This is a genomic window from Mitsuaria sp. 7, assembly GCF_001653795.1.
Lineage (GTDB): Bacteria > Pseudomonadota > Gammaproteobacteria > Burkholderiales > Burkholderiaceae_C > Roseateles.
The window spans coordinates 598,159-623,168 of the sequence record NZ_CP011514.1 but is presented as its reverse complement, the minus strand read 5'-3'; the positions used below and the strand labels follow the sequence as shown (position 1 = coordinate 623,168).

Here is a 25,010-nt window from a genome sequence, read left to right as displayed (position 1 = left end):
CCCTGCGGCGCGTCCTCGCGGCCGGTGCGGATCAGGTCGGTGAACATGGCGGGCTCCTGTCGATTCGAACGGGCCGATTCTTCGCCTGATCGTCGCGCTTCGCTTCTCCCAAAATGGGGACACCGGCGCAAGGCCGGTGTCTTCGACGCCGCATCCCGGCGCTGATGTCTGGAAGGCGGCGTGTGGCGAGCCGATCACCGCGCCAGTGACGGCTCAAGGGCGCGTCAAGGCCGATCGCGCTTGGGCACCCGCGTCTCGACGGCCTTCACCTGGTACTTCGGCTCGAAGCGGCAGGTCTGGCCCAGCTTCTCTTTCGCCTTCTCGCAGCCTGCGGCGATGGACTCGGGCGTCGGCTTCTTCCCTTGCGTGGCCCAGGTCGTCAGCGCGTCCATCAACGCCGCGTAGGTCGGGTCGCTGAGGTAGCTGTGGTCCTTGTCGCCGGTGAAGGTCTGCACCAGCGCGTCGCCGCGGCCCGCCGCGGCCATCGTGCGGCCGAAGCTCTCCTGCAACTCCACCATCGCCGTCGGATCGTGGATCGCGTGCACCGTCAGCACCGGCACCGGGATCCTGCCGCCCAGGTCCGCATCGGCGGACAGGGTCGCCACCGCCTTCGCATCGGCCTTGTAGCGCAGCACGCCGGCGTTCAAGGCCGCGTCGTCGCTCGAGCCGGCATACACCGCGCCGACGTTGCCGAACGGGCTCGCGCCGCCGGTGCGCTTCTGCGCGATGTCCTGGAAGTGCCAGGTCGCCCAGTTCAGATGCGACTGGATGCTGCGCTCGGGGATGTGGATCACGTCGACGATGGTCTTGATCTTCGCCGTCTGCTCCGCTGAACGCTCCGCCGCCGGCTTGTTCAGGCCCAGGCAGTCGTCGACGCGTTTCGCGAGGTCCGCCTGCTTCAAGGGCGAGTCCGCCGGCAGTCCGATGTTGAGCGGGTACTGCGGCTCGCTCGGCAGCGGGTGGTTGTGGCAGAGGTACTGGTAGACCACGCGCAGGTCCAGGCGGAAGTCGTAGCTGCGCGTCCCGCCGCCCAGCACGCCCGAGGTCAGCAGCACCGCGTCGTAGGGCTTGCCGTCGGCGAAGAGCTCGGCGCCCTTCGCCGCCACGCTCGCGCCCCAGGACTGGCCATGCAGGTAGACGTGTTTCGGCTTGGCGACCTTGTCGATGAACAGGCGCCGCAGGCGCTCGTTGTCCTCGGCCGCGGCGCTCACCGCGACACCGCCCTGGCGGTAGCTCGACGACGCGAAGGCGTAGCCCAGGCGCGGCATGATGGTCCAGCGCTCGACGTCCTCCGTCACGCGCTTGACCGTCGGCGCGCCGAGGAAGGGACCGCCGTGCGCGTGCAACACGAGGTCGCCGTTCCACTGCCTGGGCATCACGATCATGTAGATCGCGCCGGCGCTGTCCGTGCCCGACAGGCAGCTCGCGCCCTCGCCGACACCCGACGGACAGGCCGTCGGCGCCGGCGCAGCTTCGCGCGCCATGTCGAAGGTCGGGCCTTGCGGCTTCTTCGCCACGGCGACGGGCGCGCAGGCCGTCAGGCCCAGGACGCCCATCGCCAGTGCGGCGGCGGTCGCGGCCGCCCTCGTCGCCGTACGCGCAGTCGGTCCCCACGCGCCGCTGCCGGCCCCTTGTGTCATCAGCATCCTCATCCCCTTCATTTCCCTTCAGGAATCAAGCCCGGACCGCGGTGGCGGTCATGCGGGCACCGCGGGCATCGCGCCCCTTGCCGACAGTCGCTCCTGGCGACCGCGGCGCATCATCCACAACAGGCCCAGACCCAGGCCCGCCAGCGCGAACGAGGCCGGCTCGGGCACCGCGGCGGCGAAGCCGAGCTGGTCGCTGGCCACGCGCTGCAGCAGCAGCGCCTGCGCCGCGCTGATGCCGAGGTCGCGCGCCGCGATCTCGTTCAGGCCCAGCACCGACGGGTCCAGGCCGGTGATCGTGCCGAACAGCGTCAGCGCGCTCAGGTAGGAACCGTACTTGCTCGCATGCGTGCCGTCGTCGAACCACAGGTCGAGCAGCCCGTCCGTCGCCGCCGTCGACGCATACATGTCGGGCGTCGCGACGCCCGCGGCGATCGCGCGCATGAAGGCCTCGCCCACCGGCGCCACGCCCGCGATGCCGCCCGAGCCGTCCGCGCCCGCCATCAGCGCGGCGTTGGCATAGGCCTGCTTCAGGTCGTCGGTCATCGCCTGCAGCGTCGGGTAGAACGAGGGCGCCGGCTGACCGGTCGGCGTCACCGCGCCGGTGTTCTCGTCGGTGACCGTCGTGCTGGGCGCGTTGACCAGGTTGGGCCGCGCCCAGGTCTGATAGAGGTAGACATCGGCGTTCGCGTTGGCATTCGCGTTCGCCGGCACGTTGCGCAGCAGCGAGCAGGTGCCCGTCGACGCGCCGGTGATCTCCGCGCACTTCGCGTTCGTGCCGCCTATCAGGTCGCGCTCGCGGTAGCTGAGCGCATTGCCCTGGTGGATCCAGTTCTCGATCAGGTTGGTGTAGGTGTTGAAGTAGGCCGGATTGGAGGCCAGCCCGGGCTGCTTGGTCAGCGGCTCGTCGCTCTGCTCCTGCAGCACGACCTTGTCCCAGGCCTGCGAGCCGATGTTGCCGCGCAGGTCCCAGCCGGCGTTGTTGGTGTTGAGGAACTGCCCGCGCAGCGAGGCCGCGTTGCGCGCCGAGATCGAGACGTCGTAGTCCAGCCCGACCTGCACGGTGAACTGCTTGAAGATGCCGGCGATGCCGCCCCACGGATGGGGCTCGAAGCTGTTGGCGCCGCTGGGGTTGCTGGCGTACATGGCCGCCGTCAGGTCGTGGACGTTGGCGGCGTTGTAGCTCATCACCGGATCGACGCGTCCGAAGGTGTAGCTGTTGCCGACGAAGAGGATCTTCGTCGCCTCGGCGTGGGCGCCTGTCGGCGCGAACGCCGCGAGGCCCGCCAGGGCGGTGAAGGCGAGCACGACCGCGCGGGTCCGGCTCAGGGGTTGGGAGAGCATGGTGGTCGACATGGTCGTGCTCCTTCGTTGCTGCTGGTTGAAGCCGAGGTGAGGCGGATGTCCGACAGCGGTCGGACAGCGGTCGGACTGGGGTCAGGCCTGGATCAGGCGGCGGTCAGAAGTTGTGGCGCACGCCGGCCTCGAAGCCGCCGCTGTCGCCGCCGGGCTGCGTCGTCGCGAGCCCCACGTTGAAGCGCGTGCCGCGGCCCTTGTTGTCCACCTTGGCGAGGTTGGTGTAAAGCGCCGTCCGCTTGGACAGGTCATGCACGTAGCCGATCGCGATGTGCGTCGCGTCGCTGGCGACGTTCTTCGCTTTCAGCCAGGTGTAGGCGAAGCGCAGCTCGCCCTGCGGCCAGACCTGCCACTGCGTGCCCAGCATCGTCGCGGTCGTGCTGGTGATGCCGACCTCGTTGCGGCCCCACAGCGCCATCAGCTTGGCCGGTCCCCAGGTGTACGCCATGCCCACGTTGCTCTGCGTGTAGTCGCCGGTGGCGTAACGCGTCTTGGAGATCGCCGCCGAGCCGTTGAAGGTCTCGTTGCGCCAGCCGATGCGCACGCCGGTCAGCTGGCCGTCCTTGCGCGTCGGTCCCGCGGCCTGCTCGCCCAGCGCCAGCATCGCGTGGCCGTAGAAGCCGTTGATGCCCGAGGGCGTGAAGTAGCCGATCGAGTTGGACGCCCGCACGTTGGTGCGCGCCGTCGTGCCGTTGGCGGGCACCGGGTAGTACATGATCCCGGAGCTGCCCACGCCGTTCGTCCCGAACGGATGCATGGACGTGGTCAGGTTGCCGAAGGACGGCACGTAGTCGCGGCCCAGGCGCAGCTCGCCCCAGTCGGCCGAGGAGATCTGCACCGTCGCGCGCCGGCCCCAGGTCAGGCCGCCGCTGACCGAGTCCTTGTTGTTGGTGCTGGTCGCGCCGCTGGTGCCGTCGTCGACGGCCACGGCCGACTCCAGCCAGAAGCCGACCTTCAGCCCGCCGCCCAGGTCCTCGGTGCCGCGCACGCCGAAACGGCTGGACGTGTTGCCGTCGCTGTTGACCAGGTAGCGCGTGTCGGTGCCGCTGGCCTTCAGCGCCTGCACGCCGATGTCGAGCAGGCCGAACACCTGCACGCTGCTGCCGCTCTGCGCGTGCGCCGCGCCGGCCGCTCCCACCGCGGTGGCGGCCAGGACCAGGGCCCTGCGTGCATGCCACGCGTTCCTCGAATGTCGTTTCGTGTTCATCAACGTTGTCTCCGTCTGGTTGTCGTCGTGTCCTCGTTCGGGACCGCTCGTCGTACTGCTCACCCGACCGCAGTGGGACCGTTCTCGGACGGTTCTTGGATCGCTTTTCTCCGTATCCGGGGCGGACCTTAGTGACGGCCCTCCATAGCGTCAAATACACTGATCCGCAGAGTCCGAGACGTTTTGAATATGGGACGTACGTAGCTTTCCGCATGGTTTGCACCTGGGAGAGCGACGGCGAGCCCGAGGACCAGGAGACAACGCAGACATGGACCTCCGACATCTGCGCTACTTCGTGACGGTCGCGGAGACCGGCCACATGACGCGCGCCGCGGCGCTGCTCGGGATGCAGCAGCCGCCGCTGAGCCAGCAGATCAAGACGCTGGAGCAGGAGCTGGGCATCGCCCTGCTGCACCGCCATCCGAAGGGCGTGAGCCTGACCGACGGCGGGCGCCAGTTCCTGGACGAGGCGCGACGGCTGCTGCGCGATTACAACGACATGCGCGACCGCATGGACCGGCTGGCCGGCGGACAGCACGGGCTGCTGGCGATCGGGTTCACGAGCTCGGCGGCGGCGCATGCGTTCACGCCGGCGGTGTTGCGCGCGTGCCGCGGCGAGCATCCGGGCATCGCGCTGACGATGACCGAGAACCATGCCGCCGGGTTGATCGAGGCGATCGTGAAGTCGCGGCTGCACTGCGCCTTCCTGCGCGTGCCGGTCGCGCAGCCCGAGGGCGTCAGCTTCGAGACGCTGCTGACCGAGCCCGCGCTGCTGGCGCTGCCGCTGGACCACCGGCTCGCGACCGTGCCGCGCGCGGGGTCCACGCCGGTGCCGCTGGCGGAGCTCGAGGACGAGGACCTGATCCTCGTGCGCCGCCCGGGCGCGCCCGGCCTCTACGCCAACCTGCTGGCGCTGTGCGAGCGCGACGGCGTCAAGCCGCGCAGCTTCGTCGAGGTCGACCGGATGATGATGAACCTCAACCTGGTGGCGGCCGGCGCCGGCATCACGGTCGTGCCGGCGTCGATGCGCGGCGTGCATGCGCATTCGATCGTGTTCCGGCCGCTGGAGAAACACGCGCGGCTGGAGGCGCCGCTGACCCTGGCTTATCGCTCACACGACCAGGAGGGGCCGACGGCGACCTTCCTCGCGCTGGCCCACCGCATCGCGATGGAGCACCGCGATGCGTAGGCGCGCTCTGTTGAACGCCGCGGCGGGCGCCCTGGTGCCAGGTCTTGCGCCGTGGACGCAGACGCTGGCGCAGACGGGCAGCGCGCCCGTTGCGGGCGAACCCTGGCCCACGCGTCCGATCCACCTCATCGTCGCCTACCCGCCCGGCGGCGTCAGCGACGAGACCGCGCGAGCGCTCGCGCAGCACATGGGCACGCGGTTGAAGGTGCCGGTGATCGTCGAGAACCGCGCCGGCGCGGGCGGCCTGACCGCGCTGGAGTCGCTCGCGCGCGCGGCGCCGGACGGCCACACGCTGGCCTACTGCGCGATATCGCCGCTGGTGTTCGCCCCCGCCGGCGCATCCCTCGCCGCGACGGCGCCCGATGTGACGCCCGTCATCAGCATCATGGACACGCCGGTGCTGGTGCTCGCGCATCCGTCGTTCAAACCGAAGGACTTCGCCGCGATGATCGCCGCGGCGCGGGCCGCGCCGGGCCGGCTGCGCTGGGCGACGTCGGGCCAGGCGACGGTCGGTCACATGGTGCTGGCGCAGGTGCGCACCGCGGCGCGCGTGGACATCATCCACGTGCCCTACAAGGGCGGCGGCCAGCAGTTGACCGATGCGATCGGCGGGCAGTTCGAGCTGCTGTCCTCGAACGTCGCGTCGCAGCAGCTGCAGTTCGTGCGGCAGGGCCGGCTGAAGGCGCTGGCGATCGGCTCGCCGGTGCGGCTGCCGGTGCTGCCCGACGTGCCCACGCTGGCCGAGCTCGGCTATCCGGAAGCGAACCTCGTCTCGACCTTCGGCCTCTTCGCGCCGCGCGGCGTGCCGGAGGAGCGGCTGCGACTGATCAACGCGGTCGTCAACGAGGCGCTGCGCCTGCCCGAGATCCGCTCGAAAATCCTCGACGTCAGCAACCTGCCGACGGGCGGCCCGGCGGCGGACTTCGCCGCGCGCATCGCGAAGGAGCGCGAACGCGCGCTGCGCGTGCCGGCGGATTAGGCGTCGTCAGTCGAGACGCGCCACCACCTCTTCGGCAATCGCCAATGAACTCGTGAGCCCAGGCGACTCGATTCCCATCAGGTTCACCAGACCCGGCACGCCGTGCTGCGCGGGACCGTCAATGCGGAAGTCGGGTGCGGGCTCGTGCGGCGCGTGGATCTTCGGCCGAACGCCGCTGTACGCGGGCTGCAGCGCGCCGTCCGGCAGCGCGGGCCAGTAGCGGCGCACATCGTCGTAAAAGACGTCGGCGCGGGCGGGATCGACGGCGTAGTCGATGCCGTCGGGGTTCTCGACGTCCAGCCACTGCGCATCAGGCCCGAAGCGCGCCTGTCCGCCGAGGTCCAGCGTGAGGTGAACACCCAGCCACGCGTCCTGCGGCATCGGATACACGAGCCGTGAGAACGGCGCCTTCCCTTGTAGTGCGAAGTAGCAGCCCTTGCTGAAGCGCGCGGCGGGCGGTGGCGGCAGGCCTTCGATCGCAGCAGCGAGCAGCGGCGCATGCAGTCCGGTCGCGTTGACCACGACGCGGGCTCCCAACGTCATGTCGTCCGTGTGAACAAGATGCGCCGCTCCGTCACGCCGCACCGCGGTCACCCTCGCGCCGAACGCGACCGCGCCGCCGTGCCGCTCCAGGTCGCCCTGCAGCGAGAGCATCAGCCCGTGGCTGTCGACGATGCCGGTGGACGGCGACAGCAGCGCAGCCTCGCATTGCAGTTCGGGTTCGAGCGCGATGGCCTCCTCGCGCGTGAGCCAGCGCAGGTCGTCGACGCCGTTGATGGCAGCCTTCGCCCGCAGCGCGTGCAGGCCAGGCAGTTGATCCGCCGACGTCGCGACGACAAGCTTTCCGCAACGACGATGCGGCACGCCGTGGGATTCGCAGTGCGCGTAGAGCAGCTGTTTGCCGCGCACGCACAGGCGCGCCTTCAGCGATCCCGCCGGGTAGTAGAGCCCGGCGTGGATGACCTCGCTGTTGCGCGAACTCACGCCGGTGCCGATGCTGAGCTCGCGCTCGAGCACCAGCGTCTCCAGCCCGCGCATCGCCAGCGCCCGGCCGACCGCGAGGCCGACGACGCCGGCCCCGATCACCACTGCATCGACTTGATCCATGCGGGCGATTGTGACCAGCCTCTTCGATTCAGTGCGCGTTCAGGTCGCGATCAGGCGCGCAGGTCGGCCAGCGCGTGCGAATGCTGGAGCCCGAAGGCGCTCACCGCGGCGGCGTCGTGGCTGAACTCGCCGGCGGCGAGCCGCTGCGCGAGGGTTTCCAGATCCAGCGTCAGGAACTCGCTGACCTCGCCGTCGCCATTGCGCGGCGAGAAGCCGCCCGGCAGTTGAAGGCTGAAGACATGCAGCACTTCGTCGTGCAGGCCCTCGGGCTCCATGCGCGTGCTGCGCAACGCGCCGCGCGCTTGCACCGCAGCACTGATCGTCAGCGGCACTCCCGCCTCCTCCAGCAGCTCGCGGCGAGCGCAGTCGACAAGATCCTCATCGGCTGTCAGACCGCCGGCGGCGAGGTTGTCGAGCTTCCCGGGATCGGTCGCCTTCGACAGCGCGCGTCGACCGCACACGAGCCGCGCTCCTGGCAGGAAGCCGTTGATGTGCACCGCGCGGCTCATCAGTCCGAAGAAGCGGAAGGCGGCGCGTTCCAGGCGGAACAGCACCTCGCCGCGCCCGGTGCAAGGATCGTCGACGGGCCGCTCGCAGGCGTAGCGCTCGCCGCGCCAGCCGGTGATCGCACCGCGCTCTTTCAGCGCGAGCGCCACCTCGCCGATACGTTGGGACCGGGCCTGGACATCGAGCCCCTCCGCCTCCCAACACAACGCGCCATCGCGACGTTGGAGTTCAGGCCAGACTTCGCCTAGCAAGACCTGACGCAACGGATGCACCCGGCCGATCGTGACGTCTCCCAATCTCAACGGCAGGAGTCCGCCCGGCACCGGCTGACTCGCGAGCTGCAGGCAGCGCGGAATCACGGCGACAAGCGAGGGCGGCAACAGCGAAGGCATGCGCTGATTCTCTCCGCGCCTCCCCCACAAATGACTGAAATGTGCGAGAGACGAGACCCCGTGAACGCAGGATGATCCCGCCCTTTCAGGAAACGCACATGACCAACAACGACGAAGCAATGCGGTCGCCCAGTGGCGCCCCAAAAGCGAGGATCTTCACTCCTGGCTATTGCCTGATTCTTTTGCTGATAACGCTTTGGGGCTGCTTTTTCATCGACTGCCTTGCCACCCTCGCCGACAGGGCACATGCAGAGAAGATTCGCAAAGAAAAAACCCCGCCAACTTGCGTTGACGGGGTTGATCTGGTGGGCGGTGCAGGGTTCGAACCTGCGACCCCTGCCGTGTGAAGGCAGTGCTCTACCGCTGAGCTAACCGCCCGGTATCTGGACCGGGTCTTCCTCAAACTTCCAACAAGAATCCAAAGACGCTCTGAAGAGACTTTGGTGGGCGGTGCAGGGTTCGAACCTGCGACCCCTGCCGTGTGAAGGCAGTGCTCTACCGCTGAGCTAACCGCCCGGTCTTGTCGTCCATCACCACGGCTTGCATTGCTGCGTGCACTGCGGTTTTGGATGTCCGGGAAAGTCGAAGATTATGCCATGAGAATTGGAGTCGATTCAAGAACTGTTTGACTCTCGTCTTTCAGTCCAGCCTCTCAGCCTCGACTTCCGGGCCTCGCGTCTCAGGCCGCGACGGGCACCTGCCAGATGCGCTTGCCGCCGCTGGCCTTGTCGAGGTCCACCAGCGCCTTGTCGTGCAAGGCCAGCTCCTCGGCCGTCGCCGCGATCACCGGCAGGTCGAAGGCGCTGAAGTCGATGGCCGCCACCTCCAGCTGACCGCCCTCGCCCGACGAGGACCCGCTGTCGTCGATGACCAGCGAGTCCTGACCCCGGGTCAGGCGGATGAAGACCTCGGCCAGCAGCTCCGCGTCCTTCACCGCGCCGTGCAGGCCGCGGTTGCTGTTGTCGACCTCAAGCCGCCGGCACAACGCATCCAGCGAGTTCGCCTTGCCCGGGAACATGTCCCGCGCCATCAGCAGCGTGTCGCGCACGCTCTCCACGCATTCGTGCAGCGGGGCCTTGCCGCAGCGCTTGAGCTCGGCGTTGATGAAGCCGACGTCGAAGGCCGCGTTGTGCGCGATCAGCTCCGCGTCGCGGATGAACTCGAGGAACTCGTCGACGATCTGCGCGAACTTGGGCTTGTCCGACAGGAACTCGATGCTCAGGCCGTGGACGCGGAACGCCTCCTCGGGCATGTCGCGTTCGGGGTTCAGGTAGAAGTGCAGATGGCGGCCCGTCAACTGACGGTTCACCATCTCCACGCAGCCGATGTCGACGACGCGGTCGCCCGATTCGGGATTCAGGCCGGTGGTTTCGGTGTCGAAGAAGATCTGACGCATGTCGGTTCTCGAAGGTGGTGTGCTCGGCCCGGCAGCTCAGCGGGTCGCAGGCGCCGCCTGCAGGCGTGCCGCGCGGCGGTAGGCCCACAGCATCATGAGGACGCCGATGACGATCATGGGCGCGCTCAGCCACTGGCCCTGGCTCAGGTGCAGCGGCTGCTTGTCCAGCGTGAGGAAGCTGTCGGGCTCGCGGAAGTACTCGACGACAAATCGCGCCACGCCGTAGCCGACCAGGAACAGACCCGACACCGCCGCCATCGGTCTGGGCTTGCGCGCGAACAGCCACAGCACGATGAACAGCAGCACGCCTTCGCCCAGGAACTGGTAGAGCTGCGAGGGATGACGCGGCACCGCGTCGTTGGCCTGCGGGAACACCATCGCCCAGGGGAGGCTGGGATCGGCCGCGCGGCCCCACAGCTCGCCATTGATGAAGTTGCCCAGACGCCCCGCGGCCAGGCCGGTGGGTACGCACGGCGCGACGATGTCGCCGACCTCCAGGAAGTTGAAGCCGCGCCGCCACGCGAAGAAGGCCAGCGCGACGATCACGCCCAGCAGCCCGCCGTGGAAGGACATCCCGCCCTGCCACACCGCCAGGATCTCGCCCGGATGGCTCATGTAGTAGCCGGGCTTGTAGAAAAACACGTAGCCCAGCCGGCCGCCCAGCACCACGCCGAGCACGCCGTAGAACAGCAGGTCGTCGATGTCGCGCCGGGTCCAGCCGCGCGCCGCGTTCCAGGGCTTGCGGACCATGCGGTTGCCCAGCCACAGGAACAGGCCGAAGGCCGTCAGGTACATCAGCCCGTACCAATGGATCGGCCATCCGAAGATTTCGATGGCGACAGGGTCGAACTTGGGATGGACCAACATGAAGGAGCTTTACCGCGTCGAGAAGGCGCGAATCATAAATGGCACGGGAGCAGCGCCCGCGAGACAGGCCGGTGCCCCTTTCCGCTCAATCTCCTCCTCGCCGCTCGGAATTCGCTCCAAGGGGCACCGGCCTGCCTCGCTCCGGAACCACCGAGGTGCTCGTCACGGAGCACCGAGCGCCGTCAGTTGCTTGCGGCAATCTTCGATGTCGCTCGGGCTGCCTCGGCGGCTGTCCACGCAGCGCTCCAGCGCCACGCGCGCGCCAGCCTTGTCGCCCTTGCCCGCCAACGCGCTGCCCAGGCGACGGTCCAGGCCCAGCTGCTCGGCGCCCGTCATGCCGCGGGCGCGCTCGAACGAAGCCACCGCCTTGTCGTACTGGCCCAGCGCGTCGTACGCGCGGCCCAGGCCGTAGGCGCCCATCGCCTGGTTGGGCTGGCTCTTGAGCAGTTCCTCGAACCACGGCACCGCCCGCTCCTTCTGTTCGCTGAACATCAGGTTGCGGCCGTAATCGCTCCACAGGACGCGCAGCTCCAGCAGCAGTTCGGGCCGCTGCGTGCGCACCGCGCGCAAGGCCTTCTCCATCGCCGGCCAGTCCTTCCTGGACGCCGCCACCCGCGCGCGCATCAGGCTCAACTGGGCCGGGTCCTTCACGTCGCTTTCCAGCGCGCGCGCCTTCGACTCCCCGCCCCCGATGAAGCTGGGCAAGGCCAGGTAGTACTGCTGCAGCGCGCTGCGCGGTTCGGGGGCGTCGGGCAGCAGCGCCATCGCGCGTTGCGCCAGCTCGCTCACACGACCCAGCGAGCCCAGCGCCTTCAGCTTGCTGCCACCCCGCGCCTGCATCACCAGCGCCAGCGCCAGCGCGTAGTGGCACGCGCCCTCGTTCGGCGTGCGTTGCACGCACTGCTCCAGTCGCTGGGTGTTCTGCTTCAACGCGGCGCCGTCGGCCAGGTCCAGTTGCGCCAGCGCCAGCGCGGCCACTGCCTGTGGCTCGTCCGGTTCGGCCTTCAGCCGTTCCCCGGCCAGTTTCTCCAGATCGTCCGCGCGGCCGGCGTCGAGCAGCGCCTGCAGCGCCGCGTCCTTCAGCACCGCGGCCTGCGCCGGCGTCGCGAAGGCCACGCTCATGAGCATCGAAAAGCCGGTCACGACGCAGATCGCGCCGATCAGGCGTCGCCAGGTACCGCGGCGGGCGGTGTCGTCGTTCTTGCGGGGAGCTTTCACGGGGAGACGTCCTTTCATCGACGGATGGTCGCAGAAGTCCGCCGGCCCTGCATGCCCACGGCATGCCGGATACGGAACTTCACCTTCGTCTTTCCCACCGGCAACCGACAGGCCGGACCTGCCCTTTCGGGGCGGGTCCGGACGGGGTCACGCCTTGACTTTCACCTGCCCGCGGACATGGTCGACGAAGCGATGCACCACCGGTGAGGCGTCGTGGCGCCAGATCAGGCTGGTGTCGCAGGCCGGCACGCGGGCCGACGGCCACGGCCGGTAGCGCACGCCGGGCCGCTGCAACGCGCAGACCGATTGCGGCACCCAGGCCACGCCCATGCCCGCCGAGACGAGGTTGACGATGGTCTGCATCTGGATGGCCTCCTGCGCGATGTGCGGCGTCGCGCCGTGCGCGCGGTAGAAGCCCAGCAGCGCATCGAACAGCGAGGGCGCGATCTCGCGCGGGAACACGACCAGCGGCTCGCGCAGCACGTCCTCGAGCGAGGGCCGGCGGCGTCGCGCCAGCGCCCAGTCCTCGGCGTGCGCGAGCACCAGCGGCTCGGTCGACACGGTCAGGCATTCGAAGCCGGCCGGCTCCGCGCCCGGCGCATGGATCGCGAAGCCGGCATCGAGCTCGCCCGTCTCGAAGCCGCGCAACTGGACGTCGAGCGTCGCCTCGCGCAGCGCGAGCTGCACGTCCGGCAGCGCCTCGCGGAACAGCCGCAGCCAGCGCGGCATGTCCCCGTAACCGACCGTCGACACGAAGCCCAGGCTGAGCCGGCCGGCCTCGCCGCTGGCCGCGGCGCGCACGCGGGCGGGCACCTGGTCGGCCTGCTCCACCAGGCGCAGGGAGGCCTCGACCAGCGCCTGCCCGGCCGCCGTCAGCGCGACCGCCCGGCGACCTCGCTCCAGCAGCTGGACGCCCAGTTGCGCCTCCAGCTTCTGCACGGCCAGGCTCAGCGGCGGCTGCGTCATGTGCAGCCGCTCGGCGGCGCGGCCGAAGTGCAGTTCCTCGGCCAGCACCAGGAACTGGCGCAGCGGGCGGAGTTCGATCATCGATACATCACATGAATCAAAACGCCTTCGACTATATATTGGACCCGCAGGAAGCCGCGACGCATACTGGCGCGCTCCAAGCCTCGCTCGCCAGGACGACACCATGACCGATCCGAAGAACAACGCCTCCCGCGGCGCGACCGCCGCGCCCCACGACGACGCGCCCAACCGCCGCTCGAAGAACATCACCGAGGGCGTCGCTCGCGCGCCCAACCGCTCGATGTACTACGGCATGGGCTACGAGGAAGGCGACTTCGGCAAGCCCATGATCGGCGTGGCCAACGGCCACTCGACGATCACGCCGTGCAACTCCGGCCTGCAGAAGCTGGCCGACGCCGCCGTGATCGGCCTGAAGGCCGCCGGCGCCAACGCGCAGCTCTTCGGCACGCCGACGATCTCCGACGGCATGGCCATGGGCACCGAGGGCATGAAGTACTCGCTGGTCTCGCGCGAGGTCATCGCCGACTGCGTCGAGACCTGCGTCGGCGGCCAGTGGCTGGACGGCGTGATGGTCATCGGCGGCTGCGACAAGAACATGCCCGGCGGCATGATGGGCATGCTGCGCGCCAACGTGCCGGCGATCTACATCTACGGCGGCACCATCAAGCCGGGCCACTACAAGGGCCAGGACCTCAACATCGTCAGCGTCTTCGAGGCGGTCGGCCAGTTCAGCGCCGGCAAGATGAGCGAAGAGGACTTCTGCCAGATCGAGAAGCGCGCCATCCCCGGCAGCGGCTCCTGCGGCGGCATGTACACCGCCAACACGATGAGCTCGGCCTTCGAGGCGCTGGGCATGTCACTGCCCTACTCGTCGAGCATGTCCAACGTCGAGGACGAGGTGGTCGAGAACACCAAACGCGCCGCGGACTACCTGGTCGCCGCCGTCAAGGCCGACCTGAAGCCGCGCGACATCGTGACGAAGAAAGCCATCGAGAACGCCGTCGCGGTGATCATGGCCACCGGCGGTTCGACCAACGCGGTGCTGCACTTCCTGGCGATCGCGCACGCGGCCGAGGTGGACTGGACCATCGACGATTTCGAGCGCATGCGCACGAAGATCCCGGTGCTGTGCGACCTCAAGCCCAGCGGCCGCTTCCTGGCCGTGGACCTGCACAAGGCCGGCGGCATTCCGGCCGTCATGAAGCAGCTGCTGAAGGCCGGCCTGCTGCACGGCGACTGCATCACCATCACCGGCAAGACCGTCGCCGAGAACCTCGCCGACGTGCCGGACCTCTCGCCCGATCAGGAGGTGATCCGCGCCGTGGCCGACCCGATCTACGCGCAAGGCCACCTGGCCATCCTGAAGGGCAACCTGTCGCCCGAGGGCTGCGTGGCCAAGATCACCGGCCTCAAGAACCCGGTCATCACCGGCCCGGCGCGCGTCTTCGACGACGAGCAGTCGGCGCTCGCGGCCATCATGGCCAACCAGATCAAGGCGGGCGACGTGATGGTGCTGCGCTACCTCGGCCCCAAGGGCGGCCCGGGCATGCCGGAGATGCTGGCGCCGACCGGCGCGCTGATCGGCCAGGGCCTGGGCGAGAGCGTCGGCCTGATCACCGACGGCCGCTTCTCCGGCGGTACCTGGGGCATGGTCGTGGGCCACGTCGCGCCGGAGGCCTATGCGGGCGGCACGATCGCGCTGGTGAACGAGGGCGACTCCATCACCATCGACGCGGTGCAGCTGCTGCTGCAGCTCAACGTGGACGACGCCGAGCTGGCTCGCCGCAAAGCGGTCTGGCAACAGCCCGCGCCGCGCTACACCCGCGGCGTGCTGGCGAAGTTCGCCAAGAACGCATCGAGCGCCAGTTCGGGCGCGGTGCTCGACAAGTTCGAGTGAGGGATCAACGCTTCTTGCGCGTCTTGTCGCCCTGCCCGATGGCGTCGAGCTGGCGCTGGCGGCGTTCTTCCTTCTTCTCGTCCATCTTGTCCATCTCGCGCTTCTTGGTGTAGCCCGTCTTGTCGGCGAATTCCCACCACACGACGGCCACCGGGAAGGGCGACAGCACCCACCACCAGCTCAGCGTTTCAAACGGGCCGACAGCGGCCAGTTTGAGAACGATCAACAAGACACCGATCACCATCAACCACATCGTCGTTCTCCTCGTGCGCGCTCCTGCCCGGCGCGTCCCCCAACACTACAATCGCGCGAGCCCGGATCCCCCCAGCCACTCGTCGACCTGCGTCGCGTCATGTCCAACCCATGTCGCGACGGCGATTGTGGCGCCATTCGGAGGCCCGGCAACACCTGAAAGGATGCCATGAGAAACGCCTTGTTCATTGCCGCGGCCCTCGCCGCCACGCTGAGCGCCCCCAGCGCCTTCGCCAGCCCCGAACTGGCGCAGAAGAAGAACTGCATGGCCTGCCATGCGGTCGACAAGAAGCTGGTCGGCCCGGCCTACAAGGATGTCGCGGCCAAGTACGCTTCGGACAAGGACGCCGTGAAGAAGCTGTCCGAGAAGATCATCAAGGGCGGTTCCGGCGTCTGGGGTCCGGTGCCCATGCCGGCCAACACGCAGGTCAGCCCGGCCGAGGCCGAGACACTCGCCAAGTGGATCCTGTCGACGAAGTGAGCGTCGAACCGGGTATCCACGGTATCCAGGGTATCCGGGGTATCCAGGGCAACAGGGGCGTCCCACGACGCCCCTGCCCTTCGGAAGCTGCAGGCCCTCCGGGGCCTTTCCTTTTTTGAGGTCGCCGAGGGCGCCGAGCGCGCCCGTCAGGCCACGAGCTTGAGCAGCTCGTCGCGCCGCCTGTCGTCGAGATGACGACTCTCGCGGGCGAGGTTGACCGCCTTGGCCACCGTCGCGAGCTCGAGGATCGCCTCGTCGATCTTGTAGCCGCCGCGCCCCTGCATCCAGCGCAGCACGTCCCACAGGTGCCACACCGAGGACGAGTTGCCCTCATGGATGGGCGACGGAAAGCTCATCGGGTGGGTCAGCATCAGCTTGCGCATGTTCTGGCGGGAGACGCCCACCAGCGTCGCCACGTCGGTGAGACCGACCATGTCCGGCCCCGCCTCGATCAGCCGCGCGCCGGGGATGGCCTTGCGGACCTCGCGCAGCGCGCCCAGCAAGGCCTGATCGGCGCGCTCGGCCTCCCGGATGAAGCTCAACATCACCCGGCCGCGCAGGCCCACGGCGACCCGCACGTCCTTGCAGCCGACGGAAACCAGCCGTTGTTTCAACGGCTCCTCCTCGCAGTCCGACGGCGGCATCTGGACCTTGAGCGTGAACGAATATTCCACAAACGACTCCTTCTGTGAGGTCAGCGTCTGGCGCGCCGTGTCGCCCGAGCGCCGCCATGATCGCGGGCACCGCTCCTGAAGGAACGGAGCCGGGATTCTTGGCCCGCGCGGCTCCGTGTTCCACAACCCGAGGGAGTGTGGATGACCCCTGCGCTGCCACGAGAAGGCCAGCGCATCCCCAGAGTGGAGGTGTCCCGGGGGTTGTCGGCTTGCGCGAGCGCAAGAAAAAGCCCCGCAAAAGCGGGGCTGCCCGTGTTTTCAGAGGAGAAGGGTCGGAGGAACCGATGACAACGCAGATGCCACGCGCATCCTGCGCGTGGCATCGACCGGGGTCCTCAATAGGCCTGACCGAGCTGCTCCAGGATGGCGGGGTTCTCGAGCGTCGAGGTGTCCTGCGTGACCGTCTCGCCCTTGGCGACCGAGCGCAGCAGGCGACGCATGATCTTGCCGCTGCGCGTCTTGGGCAGGTTGTCGCCGAAGCGGATGTCCTTGGGCTTGGCGATGGGGCCGATCTCCTTGGCCACCCAGTCGCGCAGCTGCTTGGCGATGGCCTTGGCCTCGTCGCCGCTCGGACGCGCGCGCTTGAGGACGACGAAGGCGCAGATCGCCTCACCCGTGGTGTCGTCGGGACGGCCGACGACGGCGGCTTCGGCCACCAGCTCGGTGCAGCTGACCAGCGCGGACTCGATCTCCATCGTGCCCATGCGGTGGCCCGACACGTTCAGCACGTCGTCGATGCGGCCGGTGATGGTGAAGTAGCCGTTGTCCGCGTCGCGGATGGCGCCGTCGCCGGCCAGGTAGTAGCCCTTGAGTTCCGGCGGGTAGTAGCTCTTCCTGAAGCGCTCCGGATCGCCGTAGATCGTGCGGATCATCGACGGCCACGGCTTCTTGACGACCAGGATGCCGCCCTGCCCGTTGGGCACGTCGTTGCCGGTCTCGTCGACGATGGCCGCGGTGATGCCGGGGAACGGCAGCGTGCAGGAGCCCGGCACCAGCGGTGTCGCGCCCGGCAGCGGCGTGATCATGTGGCCGCCGGTCTCCGTCTGCCAGAAGGTGTCGACGATGGGGCAGCGGCCGCCGCCCACGTGCAGGTGGTACCACTCCCACGCGGCCGGGTTGATCGGCTCGCCGACCGAACCCAGGATGCGCAGCGAACCGAGGTCGTAGCGCTTCGGGTGCACGGCCTCGTTGGCTTCGGCCGCCTTGATGAGCGAGCGGATCGCCGTCGGCGCCGTGTAGAAGATGGTGACCTTGTGCTTCTCGATCATCTGCCAGAAGCGGCCGGCGTCCGGGAAGGTCGGGATGCCTTCGAAGACGACCTCCGTGCCGCCCAGCGCCAGCGGGCCGTAGGTGATGTAGGTGTGGCCGGTCACCCAGCCGATGTCGGCGGTGCACCAGAAGACGTCCGAGTCCTTCAGGTCGAAGGTCCACTTCGTGGTCAGCGCCGCATGCAGCAGGTAGCCGCCGGTGCTGTGCTGCACGCCCTTGGGCTTGCCGGTCGAGCCGGAGGTGTAGAGCAGGAACAGCGGATGTTCGGCCTCGACCCATTCCGGCTCGCAGCTCGAGGGCTGGCCGGACACCGCGTCGTGCAGCCATTCGTCGCGACCCTCGATCCAGGCGATGTTGCCGCCGGTGCGCTTGTAGACGATGACGTGCTTGATCGTGGGGCAGCTGTTGTCGGCCAGGGCCTCGTCGACGATGGCCTTGAGCGGCAGCGACTTGCCGCCGCGCGCCTGTTCGTCGGCGGTCAGCACCATCACGGCGCCGGCGTCCTGGACGCGGTCTCTCAGCGATTGCGCCGAGAAGCCGCCGAACACCACCGAGTGCGTCGCGCCGATGCGCGCGCAGGCCTGCATCGCGACCACGCCCTCGACCGACATCGGCATGTAGATGACGACGCGGTCGCCCTTCTTCACGCCGCGCGCCTTCAGCGCGTTGGCCAGCTGCGCGGTCTTGGCGAGCAGCTTGGCGTAGGTGACGCGGGTGGTGGTGCCGTCGTCGGCCTCGAAGATGATCGCGACGCGGTCGCCGCGGCCGGCCTCGACGTGACGGTCCAGGCAGTTGTAGGAGACGTTGAGCCTGCCGTCCTCGAACCACTTGAAGAACGGCGCGTCCGCGTCGTTGAGCACCTTCGTGAAGGGCTGCTTCCAGCTCAGCAGCTCGCGCGCCAGACGCGCCCAGTAGCCTTCGTAGTCGGTCTCCGCTTCCTTGCACAGCGCCTCGTAGGCGGCCAGGCCGGACACATGGGCGTCCTGGACGGCGGATGCGGGGGGGTTGTAGATCTTGTCACTCATGGCCTATGTCTCCGTACAGGCAGGGATCTTCGAACTCGGGTTCAGACTGGGCCGAACTCTCCACTTTCACACTGACGATGTGCTTACTCTTGTAGAAGAGCCGATGCGATGCTCTCACTAAAATCGCCCGGTTTGGCGGTTCCCGCCAGTTACGACTTGAAGGACTTACCCCGATGACCGACCGCCCGACGCCCCCGGCCGAGACTGCACGCCAGCGCATGCACCCGCTCTCGCATCTGATGTTCGGGAGCCGCTGGCTGCAGTTGCCGCTGTACATCGGCCTCATCCTGGCGCAGGCGGTCTACGTCTTCCAGTTCTGGACCGAGCTCGTGCACCTCGTCGAGGCGGCGTTCGGCAACCAGGAAGCGCTGAAGCTGCTGGTCAGCAGCGTCGGCTACCAGCCCGACGTCCAGGTCACCAAGCTCAACGAGACCATCATCATGCTGGCCGTGCTGGCGCTGATCGACGTGGTGATGATCTCCAACCTGCTGATCATGGTGATCATCGGCGGCTACGAGACCTTCGTGTCGCGGCTGCATCTCGAAGGCCACCCCGACCAGCCCGAGTGGCTGGACCACGTCAACGCCTCGGTGCTGAAGGTCAAGCTGGCGACGGCCATCATCGGCATCTCGTCGATCCATCTGCTCAAGACCTTCATCAACGTCGAGAACCTCCAGGAGAAGACGCTGATCTGGCAGACCGCCATCCACCTCGCCTTCCTGCTGTCGGCGCTGGCGATCGCGATGACGGACAAGCTGCTGTCGCACGGTCCGGCCGAGAAGCACTGAGCAACGAAGCGCTCCGGCGAATGGGCCGACGAAGGGGCCGGCGAATAGGCCGGCGAATCGGCCGGCGCAGGAACGACGAAGGGGCCCTCGGGCCCCTTCTTCATTGGTGGTGCGAGGTCTTCAAGCGCGCTTGCGCATCAGGATCAGCGTCCCCGCGATGCCCGACAGGAGGGACCCGCCGAGCACGCCGAGTTTCACGCGGGTTTCCCAGTCCGGACCGTGGCCTTCGAACGCGAGGCCGCCGATGAACAGGCTCATCGTGAAGCCGATGCCGCACAGCACGCAGACGCCGAAGAACTGGACCCAGTCGGCGCCGCCCGGCTTCTGCGCCAGCCCCGAACGGATCATGAGCCACGAGCTCCCGAACACGCCGATCGCCTTGCCCAGCAGCAGGCCCAGCGCGATGCCCAGCGACACGGGATGGAGCAGGTCGCCGGCGTTCAGGCCGAGCAGCGACACGCCCGCGTTGGCGAAGGCGAACATCGGCAGGACGAGGAAGGCGACCCAGGGATGCAGCGCGTGCTCGAGGTCCTCGGCCGGCGAGTGGCCGTGGCCGTCGTCGTCGGAGGGGATGAACAGCGCGGTGGCGACGCCCGCCAGCGTGGCATGGACGCCGGACTTCAGCACGCAGGTCCACAGGACGAGGCCCACGACGATGTAGACGTCGGCGCGCCGGACCTTCGCGCGGTTCAACGCGAAGAGCACCGCGAGACAGACGGCGGCGCCCGCGAGCGCCGTCAGCGACAGCTGGCTCGTGTAGAAGAGCGCGATGACGACGATGGCGCCGAGGTCGTCGATGATCGCCACCGCCGTCAGGAAGACCTTCAGCGAGGCCGGCACGCGGCTGCCCAGCAGCATCACGATGCCGATGGCGAAGGCGATGTCGGTCGCCGCGGGGATGGCCCAGCCGTGCAGCGCGACGGGGTCGCCGAGGTTGAGGCCCGCGTAGATCAGCGCCGGCACGGCCATGCCGCCGAACGCGGCGACGATGGGCAGCACGGCCTGGGACCGTTCCGACATCTCGCCGCTGACGAATTCGCGCTTGATCTCCAGTCCCACGAGGAAGAAGAAGACGGCCATCCAGAGGTCGTTGACCCAGACCAGCAGCGGCTTGGCCAGCACCAGCCAGTCGGCGCCGATGCGCACCTCGCCCTGGATGCGCGTGAAGGCGGCGTAGGCCTCCCGCCAGGGGGAGTTGGACAGGATCAGCGCGGCGACCGCGGCGATGGCGAGCACGATGCCGCCGGCCGATTCGCTGGCGAAGAAGCGTTTGAGTCCTGGTGTCAAGAAAGGTTCCTCCAGAAGACGGCCCCGCAGGATAGGCGGGGCCGGCAGTACAACAGAGCGGGCGCGTTGCGGCTATGGCTCATCGGGGCAGAACACGCCGTGAGGATCGGATCATCGCCGGTGCGCGTCCCGCCCCGGGGCCACGGCCTCCGCGTTCATCCCGAGGCGGGGGGCCGGCGGGTGCCGATAGCATTCTCGGCCGGGGCGGGTTGCCCCGAAGATCAGGGAGAAGAACGCGATGAAATTCTGGACCTATGCGGCGCTGCCGCTGGTGGCGGCGCTGACCGCGTGCGCAGCGCCGGACACGGACAAGGCCTCGACCGCCAAGGCCGAGACCTGCGAGCGCGACCGTGAAGTCAAGACCGGATCGATGCTCGGACGCAAGCAGTGCGGCCCCGCGCTGAGCGAGGCCGAGCGCGCCCGCATGGCCTCGGAGCTGCAGACGCAGATCAGGCCGACGGCCAGCAATCCGGGCAGCGGCGGCGGGCACTGAGAGGTCACGCCGGGCGGGCCGATCCAGACGTGCGCGTCGGCCCCGCGAGATCAGAAGTTGAAGCGCGTCCCGAAGTACCAGGCGCTGAGGGTGCGCTTGTCGTCGACATAGAGATCGAAGTGTCTGGCGCGACTCACGTCCGCGCCGAGCTCCACCCCCCAGTACGGCTTGACGGCGACGGTCAGGCCCAGACCCGCGTAGGGCTGGGAGGACGTGCGCGAGAACCGGCCGTACGCGGGGTTCATCAGTTCCGCCTTCTGCCGCGACACGCCGCCGCGCGCCACCACGCCCAGCCGGCGCCACACCGGTTGCCGGTATGACAGGCCCGCCGTGAGCGCGCGGCTCTTGAGCACACCCCACATCCAGTTGTCGGCCTCGACGCGGACGGTGCCGTAGTCCACGCGACCGATCTCGATGCCGAGACCGTTGTCGAAGTGGTAGCCCGCCAGCAGACGGCCGAACTCTCCGTGACGGTCGCAGGGATCGGAGCCCGGGCACAGCGACTTCGAGAACTGGCTCGCGCCGACGTCGAACTGCACGCTGAATTCGGCATGCGCCGCGGGCATGGCAAAGGCGGAGGCGGCCAGCACGGCCGCGATGGATGTCTTCAAGAGAGCTCCCTCTGATCCCGGTCGGGCGGGATCGGTTCTTGTGGTGATCGTTGCTGCCTCTCGCAGCGGGCGACATCGTAGCCGCGAGCAAGGTTCCAACCGGCACGTCTCACGACAGTGCGTGGAAGGCCGCTTCCGCAGTCCCGGGCAGATTGAACAACGCGTGCTGTAAGAAGATCACGAGGAATGCGAGCTTCGCTCCTTGTGGTTTCCACAGTTGGTAGCTCACTCCCATCGTCATAAACAGCACCAGGGCTGCGAGGCCGGACCACGACGCGAAGACTGCATGCAAGGCAACAGCGATGACGGTCATCAGGACCACTGCGACCCGGTCGGAAAACCAGTTGCCTAGAACAGCCAGGGCGGCCACAACGAGCAAATTCTCGAGTAGCGGAGCACCCATGACCCCGCCAAATAGGATCTCAACGGCTGAGCGCGGTGAAGACTCCGGCGGTGCCGTCATCAGCCAAGAAACGCACGCAAGCAATAGGTAGGCCGCAAGCCAAGCGATCGCGGCCGTCAAGACTGAGAATCTCAGCCAGCTATTTGTTGAGCGCAGTCCTTGAAAAGAACTCAGAACGAAATTCATTGAATACGAAAGGGGCCTCACAGGAGGCCCCTTGCTCATTATCAGCCGAAGGTGCCGGCGCCAGAACCTGCGCCCTGCTGGAAGTCAGCAGCAGCACCAGAGTTGTTGTAGCCGATGGTGGCGTCGATTGCGTAGTCCAGCAACTTACCGCCGATGAAACCGCGCAGGAAACCCCCGCTCACGCTTTCGAGCTCATCCAAGCTGATCTCTTGAATATCGTCCATTTGAAATTCCAATCGAAATTGCTTAAAGAAACGTCCCGAGCACAAAGGCGACACAGGACACCTGCAATATAAGCAATGAACCAGCAACGCGGGACACCCCAAAAAGAGGGGCTACTGACACCAACAAACCAGCCCTATACGCAGAAAAGTTAAGCGCCGCCAGTGTAAGGCCTTTCAGGTTTAGGTCAAAACACAACGCAACTAAAGGGCCAAATGCACTCATTTTTTCCTAGCAAACACCTCATTTCGTTTTTCACGAAGCTTGGATTCTCGAATTCCAAATAGCTTCGTTGTTGTCAGCGTGCCACTCGTTGTACTGCTTATCAACGTGATTGACCGCTAACGACATCTAGAGAGCTTCGACGGCAAGTTCCGCGACGAATGCCTGTTGCTGGGATGGTGTCGATTCACGCGCGAAGCTGTCGCCACCATTGCCTGCAATCCAACTGGTGTATGGCGGCGTGAATCCCTTTCCGCGTAACGACGGAGTACTATTTACTCACGGTTCGGAACCGGTTCCGTCAACGTCTTTGGAATAATCTCGTCCTTCACCTCTTGGGAGAGAGGTGGAAGCTTGCAAGCTGCAAACACAATGTCGGGAAACGCCTGGACCTTGTGTGCCGCCTCAATAATCTGATCTGCGGTCGCACCAATTTTCAGATATTCCAAACGAAGATTTTCGTTGCGGTACGCCGTCACAAATGCATTACTAACTTCCTTGCCCAGATACATGCAATTGTTTTCCCACCAATCCTGAACTTCGATCAGCACCTCGTGGAAGTCGGCCTTGGAGTGAACAACAAGTTTTCGCCACATCGCAAAAGCTTCTTGGTGCGCTTGTAATCTGCGTTCAACCGCTGCAACGCGCAACGTGTTGTGGCTCTTCATCTCTTCGAGCATAACGTTATAGCCATGCTCGACCTTCTTGATCTCGTCGGTGATTTTCCCGATGTCTTCCTTAGTGGCAAAATTCTCGCCCTTTTTTTGCCGAGTAAGCACCGAGCGATTTTCCCAAGTAGTACAGCGCCACCGCTCCGATTAGTGCGCCCGTGCCGAGCGTACCGACCAAATTCCAGATGGCTTTGAGTTCGTCAGGTGTCATGGCTTCCTCCACTCGGAAGAATAGCTGAACGGATCAATGCTTTTCGGGCTTCCTGTCCCTGTAGCGTCGCCTGGACTCAACCTTGGTGGCTCGCGCTAGCTAGCGCCAGTCAATTGCCGCGTCGTTGAACGCGCCTACCCAGCGCGGATGCCGCCCCTGGGATGCGAAGTGCAGCGGGTGTTCGATTTAATTGCGCGACGCAGCGAATACCCCGGCCAGAGCCCATTCCTTCCCAACTCGCCGGCTGAATTGCGGGCTTCCCAGAATTGCAAGATCTCCAGCTCGCGTTTGAGTTCGGCATCGACAAAGAAAACTCGGAGCCCAAGGCTCAGCAAACACCGAGGAAGACCTGCACGAGAGGTCAAGGAGAAAGGTTATGAACACGGCAGCCGTCAAGGCTGCAAGAGAAGTTGCTGCGGCGATCGTCAATTGCTGATCGTTATGAAGTTTTGCCCGCGATCAACGTTGGATTTGCCATCGTCTAGTACTCAGTATGATCCCAGGCCTGGGCGTACGACAAGCCCACCGGCAAGCAGTTAAGCGAAATCGCGCTCGCAAAGCGCCTTCGTCGCCAAACCAACTGATCCAGCAAACAGCTCGAAGATGTCACTTGGATAACCAAGCAACTAAGACCATGGCAACACCAACGATCAACGTCTTGGCGATGCTCTCAATGTTTTCCCAAATGACCACGCGCACAATCTCTTTTGGATGATCACTTAGGTATGGAACCCAATCTTTACGATTCTTCTTTCCAAAGACGGCGCCAACAACTGCTAAAAATTTCGCTTCCATGTTCGTTCCTTCAACGTTGATTCGCCGACGGGGCTTGGACGGTTATACGGAGAGAAAGTTTTCACTGCCTGCGACTTACTTTCGCAGATCGAGCTGTTCCAGATCTAGCTAACCGTGGAGCAGAACTGAGGTCAACAATAGGCATGTACATCACTGTACGTGCGCGGGGGACCTTCTGCGATTGCGCAGCATGTCCGCAATGCGCGCGAGCACGCCCTTACTCAGCCGTTGTCTGCCGAAATATGACCGAAGCTAGCGGCACCATTCCCAGACGTTTTCTGCCCCTTCAGAACCTATCGAGACTCTCCGGTCCCGTCCACCACGCAGGTCGATCCCTCTCGAAGGACACCGTCCCAACCCGTTCCCCGCCTCGATAAGCGACGTACAACTCCACGCGGTCGAAGCGGATCGTGATCGAGGGAAGTCGCACGCCGGCCATCGACGTCCTTGTCGTTGATCTTGAGCTGGTTACCGTCGAAGCGCCGTGCGCTTCTTGCCATCCACGAGCGCAACCTTCTGCATCTGCTTGGCGATGATCTCGGTGGAGTAGTTGCCCTTGCCTTCCGTTTCCGCTACGTCGCAGTCCTTCCGACCAAGCGGTTGATCAGGGTGTTGGGATCGCGCTGGAAGCGTAGGGGCGAGAGCGGGCATCGCCTCCGCTATAAGTTGCGT

Annotated in this window: 24 protein-coding genes and 2 tRNA genes; 6 read left to right on the top strand and 20 right to left on the bottom strand. The window is 66.6% G+C overall.

The features are described from left to right. Positions 1-224: 224 nt before the first annotated feature. The 3 genes from ABE85_RS02750 to ABE85_RS02740 all read right to left on the bottom strand — a co-directional run bounded on the left by ABE85_RS02750 (position 225) and on the right by ABE85_RS02740 (position 4,209). A complete protein-coding gene (locus ABE85_RS02750) occupies positions 225-1,556 on the bottom strand; it encodes a hypothetical protein (RefSeq protein WP_409072592.1) in 1,332 nt (443 codons plus the stop codon). Positions 1,557-1,697: 141 nt separating this feature from the next. Next, entirely contained in the window at positions 1,698-3,002 is a 1,305-nt protein-coding gene (locus tag ABE85_RS02745; RefSeq protein WP_067269851.1) for a PEP-CTERM sorting domain-containing protein, read from the bottom strand. Positions 3,003-3,105: 103 nt separating this feature from the next. Continuing rightward, on the bottom strand, positions 3,106-4,209 hold the full coding sequence (locus tag ABE85_RS02740) for a porin (RefSeq protein ID WP_082938262.1): 1,104 nt from the start codon (positions 4,207-4,209) through the stop codon (positions 3,106-3,108). Positions 4,210-4,477: 268 nt separating this feature from the next. Between ABE85_RS02740 and ABE85_RS02735 the strand changes: the two genes are divergently transcribed. Beyond that, a complete protein-coding gene (locus tag ABE85_RS02735; protein ID WP_067269850.1) occupies positions 4,478-5,398 on the top strand; it encodes a LysR family transcriptional regulator in 921 nt (306 codons plus the stop codon). After that, positions 5,391-6,377 (top strand): tripartite tricarboxylate transporter substrate binding protein, encoded by a 987-nt coding sequence (locus ABE85_RS02730; RefSeq protein WP_082938261.1) that lies wholly within the window; start codon positions 5,391-5,393, stop codon positions 6,375-6,377. Before ABE85_RS02735 ends, ABE85_RS02730 begins: the two co-directional genes overlap by 8 nt. Positions 6,378-6,383: 6 nt before the next feature. Here the strand turns inward: ABE85_RS02730 and ABE85_RS02725 are convergent, their stop codons facing one another. The 8 genes from ABE85_RS02725 to ABE85_RS02690 form a co-directional block, all read right to left on the bottom strand. Then, entirely contained in the window at positions 6,384-7,484 is a 1,101-nt protein-coding gene (locus ABE85_RS02725) for an NAD(P)/FAD-dependent oxidoreductase (RefSeq protein ID WP_067269848.1), read from the bottom strand. Between the two features lie 50 nt (positions 7,485-7,534). After that, the gene (locus tag ABE85_RS02720) at positions 7,535-8,383 is read right to left on the bottom strand and encodes an NUDIX hydrolase family protein (protein ID WP_067269846.1); all 849 of its coding nucleotides are present in this window, start codon (positions 8,381-8,383) and stop codon (positions 7,535-7,537) included. Positions 8,384-8,686: 303 nt separating this feature from the next. Continuing rightward, positions 8,687-8,761: transfer RNA gene (locus ABE85_RS02715), tRNA-Val, on the bottom strand. Between the two features lie 63 nt (positions 8,762-8,824). Beyond that, positions 8,825-8,899, bottom strand: a tRNA-Val gene (locus ABE85_RS02710). A 163-nt stretch (positions 8,900-9,062) separates the two neighbouring features. Continuing rightward, positions 9,063-9,779, bottom strand: coding sequence for a DNA polymerase III subunit epsilon (gene dnaQ / locus ABE85_RS02705; protein ID WP_067269844.1), 717 nt, complete (start codon positions 9,777-9,779; stop codon positions 9,063-9,065). Positions 9,780-9,815: 36 nt separating this feature from the next. Continuing rightward, positions 9,816-10,646 (bottom strand): prolipoprotein diacylglyceryl transferase, encoded by an 831-nt coding sequence (gene lgt / locus ABE85_RS02700; RefSeq protein ID WP_067269842.1) that lies wholly within the window; start codon positions 10,644-10,646, stop codon positions 9,816-9,818. Between the two features lie 162 nt (positions 10,647-10,808). Next, positions 10,809-11,864, bottom strand: a complete 1,056-nt coding sequence (locus ABE85_RS02695) for a tetratricopeptide repeat protein (protein WP_067269841.1) — start codon at positions 11,862-11,864, stop codon at positions 10,809-10,811. 147 nt (positions 11,865-12,011) lie between these two features. Then, positions 12,012-12,911, bottom strand: coding sequence for a LysR family transcriptional regulator (locus ABE85_RS02690; RefSeq protein ID WP_067269839.1), 900 nt, complete (start codon positions 12,909-12,911; stop codon positions 12,012-12,014). Positions 12,912-13,014: 103 nt separating this feature from the next. On the opposite strand from ABE85_RS02690, the gene ilvD reads away from it, so the two are divergent. Then, positions 13,015-14,748 (top strand): dihydroxy-acid dehydratase, encoded by a 1,734-nt coding sequence (gene ilvD, locus ABE85_RS02685; protein ID WP_082938259.1) that lies wholly within the window; start codon positions 13,015-13,017, stop codon positions 14,746-14,748. Between the two features lie 4 nt (positions 14,749-14,752). Here the strand turns inward: ilvD and ABE85_RS02680 are convergent, their stop codons facing one another. Then, positions 14,753-15,001 carry a TIGR04438 family Trp-rich protein gene (locus tag ABE85_RS02680; protein WP_067269837.1) on the bottom strand — a complete coding sequence of 83 codons (249 nt, stop codon included), beginning with the start codon at positions 14,999-15,001 and terminating at the stop codon, positions 14,753-14,755. 168 nt (positions 15,002-15,169) lie between these two features. On the opposite strand from ABE85_RS02680, the gene ABE85_RS02675 reads away from it, so the two are divergent. After that, positions 15,170-15,481 carry a c-type cytochrome gene (locus tag ABE85_RS02675; RefSeq protein WP_067269835.1) on the top strand — a complete coding sequence of 104 codons (312 nt, stop codon included), beginning with the start codon at positions 15,170-15,172 and terminating at the stop codon, positions 15,479-15,481. Positions 15,482-15,627: 146 nt separating this feature from the next. Here ABE85_RS02675 and ABE85_RS02670 read toward each other — a convergent pair whose 3' ends face one another. Together ABE85_RS02670 and acs are read right to left on the bottom strand one after the other, a co-directional pair. Beyond that, entirely contained in the window at positions 15,628-16,155 is a 528-nt protein-coding gene (locus ABE85_RS02670) for an AlpA family transcriptional regulator (protein WP_067269833.1), read from the bottom strand. A gap of 335 nt (positions 16,156-16,490) precedes the next feature. Continuing rightward, the gene (gene acs, locus ABE85_RS02665; RefSeq protein ID WP_067269831.1) at positions 16,491-18,449 is read right to left on the bottom strand and encodes an acetate--CoA ligase; all 1,959 of its coding nucleotides are present in this window, start codon (positions 18,447-18,449) and stop codon (positions 16,491-16,493) included. A gap of 218 nt (positions 18,450-18,667) precedes the next feature. Here acs and ABE85_RS02660 point away from each other — a divergent pair, with 218 nt between their 5' ends. Next, entirely contained in the window at positions 18,668-19,237 is a 570-nt protein-coding gene (locus ABE85_RS02660; RefSeq protein WP_067281692.1) for a TIGR00645 family protein, read from the top strand. Positions 19,238-19,357: 120 nt separating this feature from the next. Here the strand turns inward: ABE85_RS02660 and nhaA are convergent, their stop codons facing one another. Continuing rightward, a complete protein-coding gene (gene nhaA, locus ABE85_RS02655; protein ID WP_231993213.1) occupies positions 19,358-20,524 on the bottom strand; it encodes a Na+/H+ antiporter NhaA in 1,167 nt (388 codons plus the stop codon). 238 nt (positions 20,525-20,762) lie between these two features. Between nhaA and ABE85_RS02650 the strand changes: the two genes are divergently transcribed. Beyond that, positions 20,763-21,017, top strand: coding sequence for a hypothetical protein (locus tag ABE85_RS02650; RefSeq protein WP_067269827.1), 255 nt, complete (start codon positions 20,763-20,765; stop codon positions 21,015-21,017). A 50-nt stretch (positions 21,018-21,067) separates the two neighbouring features. Here ABE85_RS02650 and ABE85_RS02645 read toward each other — a convergent pair whose 3' ends face one another. The 5 genes from ABE85_RS02645 to ABE85_RS27310 all read right to left on the bottom strand — a co-directional run bounded on the left by ABE85_RS02645 (position 21,068) and on the right by ABE85_RS27310 (position 24,338). Then, positions 21,068-21,628 carry an outer membrane beta-barrel protein gene (locus ABE85_RS02645; protein WP_067269825.1) on the bottom strand — a complete coding sequence of 187 codons (561 nt, stop codon included), beginning with the start codon at positions 21,626-21,628 and terminating at the stop codon, positions 21,068-21,070. 109 nt (positions 21,629-21,737) lie between these two features. Then, positions 21,738-22,151, bottom strand: a complete 414-nt coding sequence (locus ABE85_RS02640; RefSeq protein WP_157521880.1) for a hypothetical protein — start codon at positions 22,149-22,151, stop codon at positions 21,738-21,740. Positions 22,152-22,258: 107 nt separating this feature from the next. Next, positions 22,259-22,441 carry a hypothetical protein gene (locus ABE85_RS02635; RefSeq protein WP_067269821.1) on the bottom strand — a complete coding sequence of 61 codons (183 nt, stop codon included), beginning with the start codon at positions 22,439-22,441 and terminating at the stop codon, positions 22,259-22,261. A gap of 495 nt (positions 22,442-22,936) precedes the next feature. Further along, on the bottom strand, positions 22,937-23,440 hold the full coding sequence (locus ABE85_RS02630) for a hypothetical protein (protein ID WP_067269819.1): 504 nt from the start codon (positions 23,438-23,440) through the stop codon (positions 22,937-22,939). A 709-nt stretch (positions 23,441-24,149) separates the two neighbouring features. Beyond that, positions 24,150-24,338 carry a hypothetical protein gene (locus ABE85_RS27310; RefSeq protein WP_157521878.1) on the bottom strand — a complete coding sequence of 63 codons (189 nt, stop codon included), beginning with the start codon at positions 24,336-24,338 and terminating at the stop codon, positions 24,150-24,152. Positions 24,339-25,010: the final 672 nt, after the last annotated feature.

Excerpts from the sequence above, each read along its gene's own strand:
- ABE85_RS02750 (WP_409072592.1), bottom strand. The coding sequence starts at position 1,556 with ATGGGCGTCCTGGGCCTGACGGCCTGCGCGCCCGTCGCCGTGGCGAAG.
- ABE85_RS02745 (WP_067269851.1), bottom strand. The coding sequence starts at position 3,002 with ATGTCGACCACCATGCTCTCCCAACCCCTGAGCCGGACCCGCGCGGTC.
- ABE85_RS02740 (WP_082938262.1), bottom strand. The coding sequence starts at position 4,209 with ATGAACACGAAACGACATTCGAGGAACGCGTGGCATGCACGCAGGGCC.
- ABE85_RS02735 (WP_067269850.1), top strand. The coding sequence starts at position 4,478 with ATGGACCTCCGACATCTGCGCTACTTCGTGACGGTCGCGGAGACCGGC.
- ABE85_RS02730 (WP_082938261.1), top strand. The coding sequence starts at position 5,391 with ATGCGTAGGCGCGCTCTGTTGAACGCCGCGGCGGGCGCCCTGGTGCCA.
- ABE85_RS02725 (WP_067269848.1), bottom strand. The coding sequence starts at position 7,484 with ATGGATCAAGTCGATGCAGTGGTGATCGGGGCCGGCGTCGTCGGCCTC.
- ABE85_RS02720 (WP_067269846.1), bottom strand. The coding sequence starts at position 8,383 with ATGCCTTCGCTGTTGCCGCCCTCGCTTGTCGCCGTGATTCCGCGCTGC.
- dnaQ (WP_067269844.1), bottom strand. The coding sequence starts at position 9,779 with ATGCGTCAGATCTTCTTCGACACCGAAACCACCGGCCTGAATCCCGAA.
- lgt (WP_067269842.1), bottom strand. The coding sequence starts at position 10,646 with ATGTTGGTCCATCCCAAGTTCGACCCTGTCGCCATCGAAATCTTCGGA.
- ABE85_RS02690 (WP_067269839.1), bottom strand. The coding sequence starts at position 12,911 with ATGATCGAACTCCGCCCGCTGCGCCAGTTCCTGGTGCTGGCCGAGGAA.
- ilvD (WP_082938259.1), top strand. The coding sequence starts at position 13,015 with ATGACCGATCCGAAGAACAACGCCTCCCGCGGCGCGACCGCCGCGCCC.
- ABE85_RS02680 (WP_067269837.1), bottom strand. The coding sequence starts at position 15,001 with ATGTGGTTGATGGTGATCGGTGTCTTGTTGATCGTTCTCAAACTGGCC.
- ABE85_RS02675 (WP_067269835.1), top strand. The coding sequence starts at position 15,170 with ATGAGAAACGCCTTGTTCATTGCCGCGGCCCTCGCCGCCACGCTGAGC.
- acs (WP_067269831.1), bottom strand. The coding sequence starts at position 18,449 with ATGAGTGACAAGATCTACAACCCCCCCGCATCCGCCGTCCAGGACGCC.
- ABE85_RS02660 (WP_067281692.1), top strand. The coding sequence starts at position 18,668 with ATGCACCCGCTCTCGCATCTGATGTTCGGGAGCCGCTGGCTGCAGTTG.
- ABE85_RS02650 (WP_067269827.1), top strand. The coding sequence starts at position 20,763 with ATGAAATTCTGGACCTATGCGGCGCTGCCGCTGGTGGCGGCGCTGACC.
- ABE85_RS02635 (WP_067269821.1), bottom strand. The coding sequence starts at position 22,441 with ATGGACGATATTCAAGAGATCAGCTTGGATGAGCTCGAAAGCGTGAGC.
- ABE85_RS27310 (WP_157521878.1), bottom strand. The coding sequence starts at position 24,338 with ATGGAAGCGAAATTTTTAGCAGTTGTTGGCGCCGTCTTTGGAAAGAAG.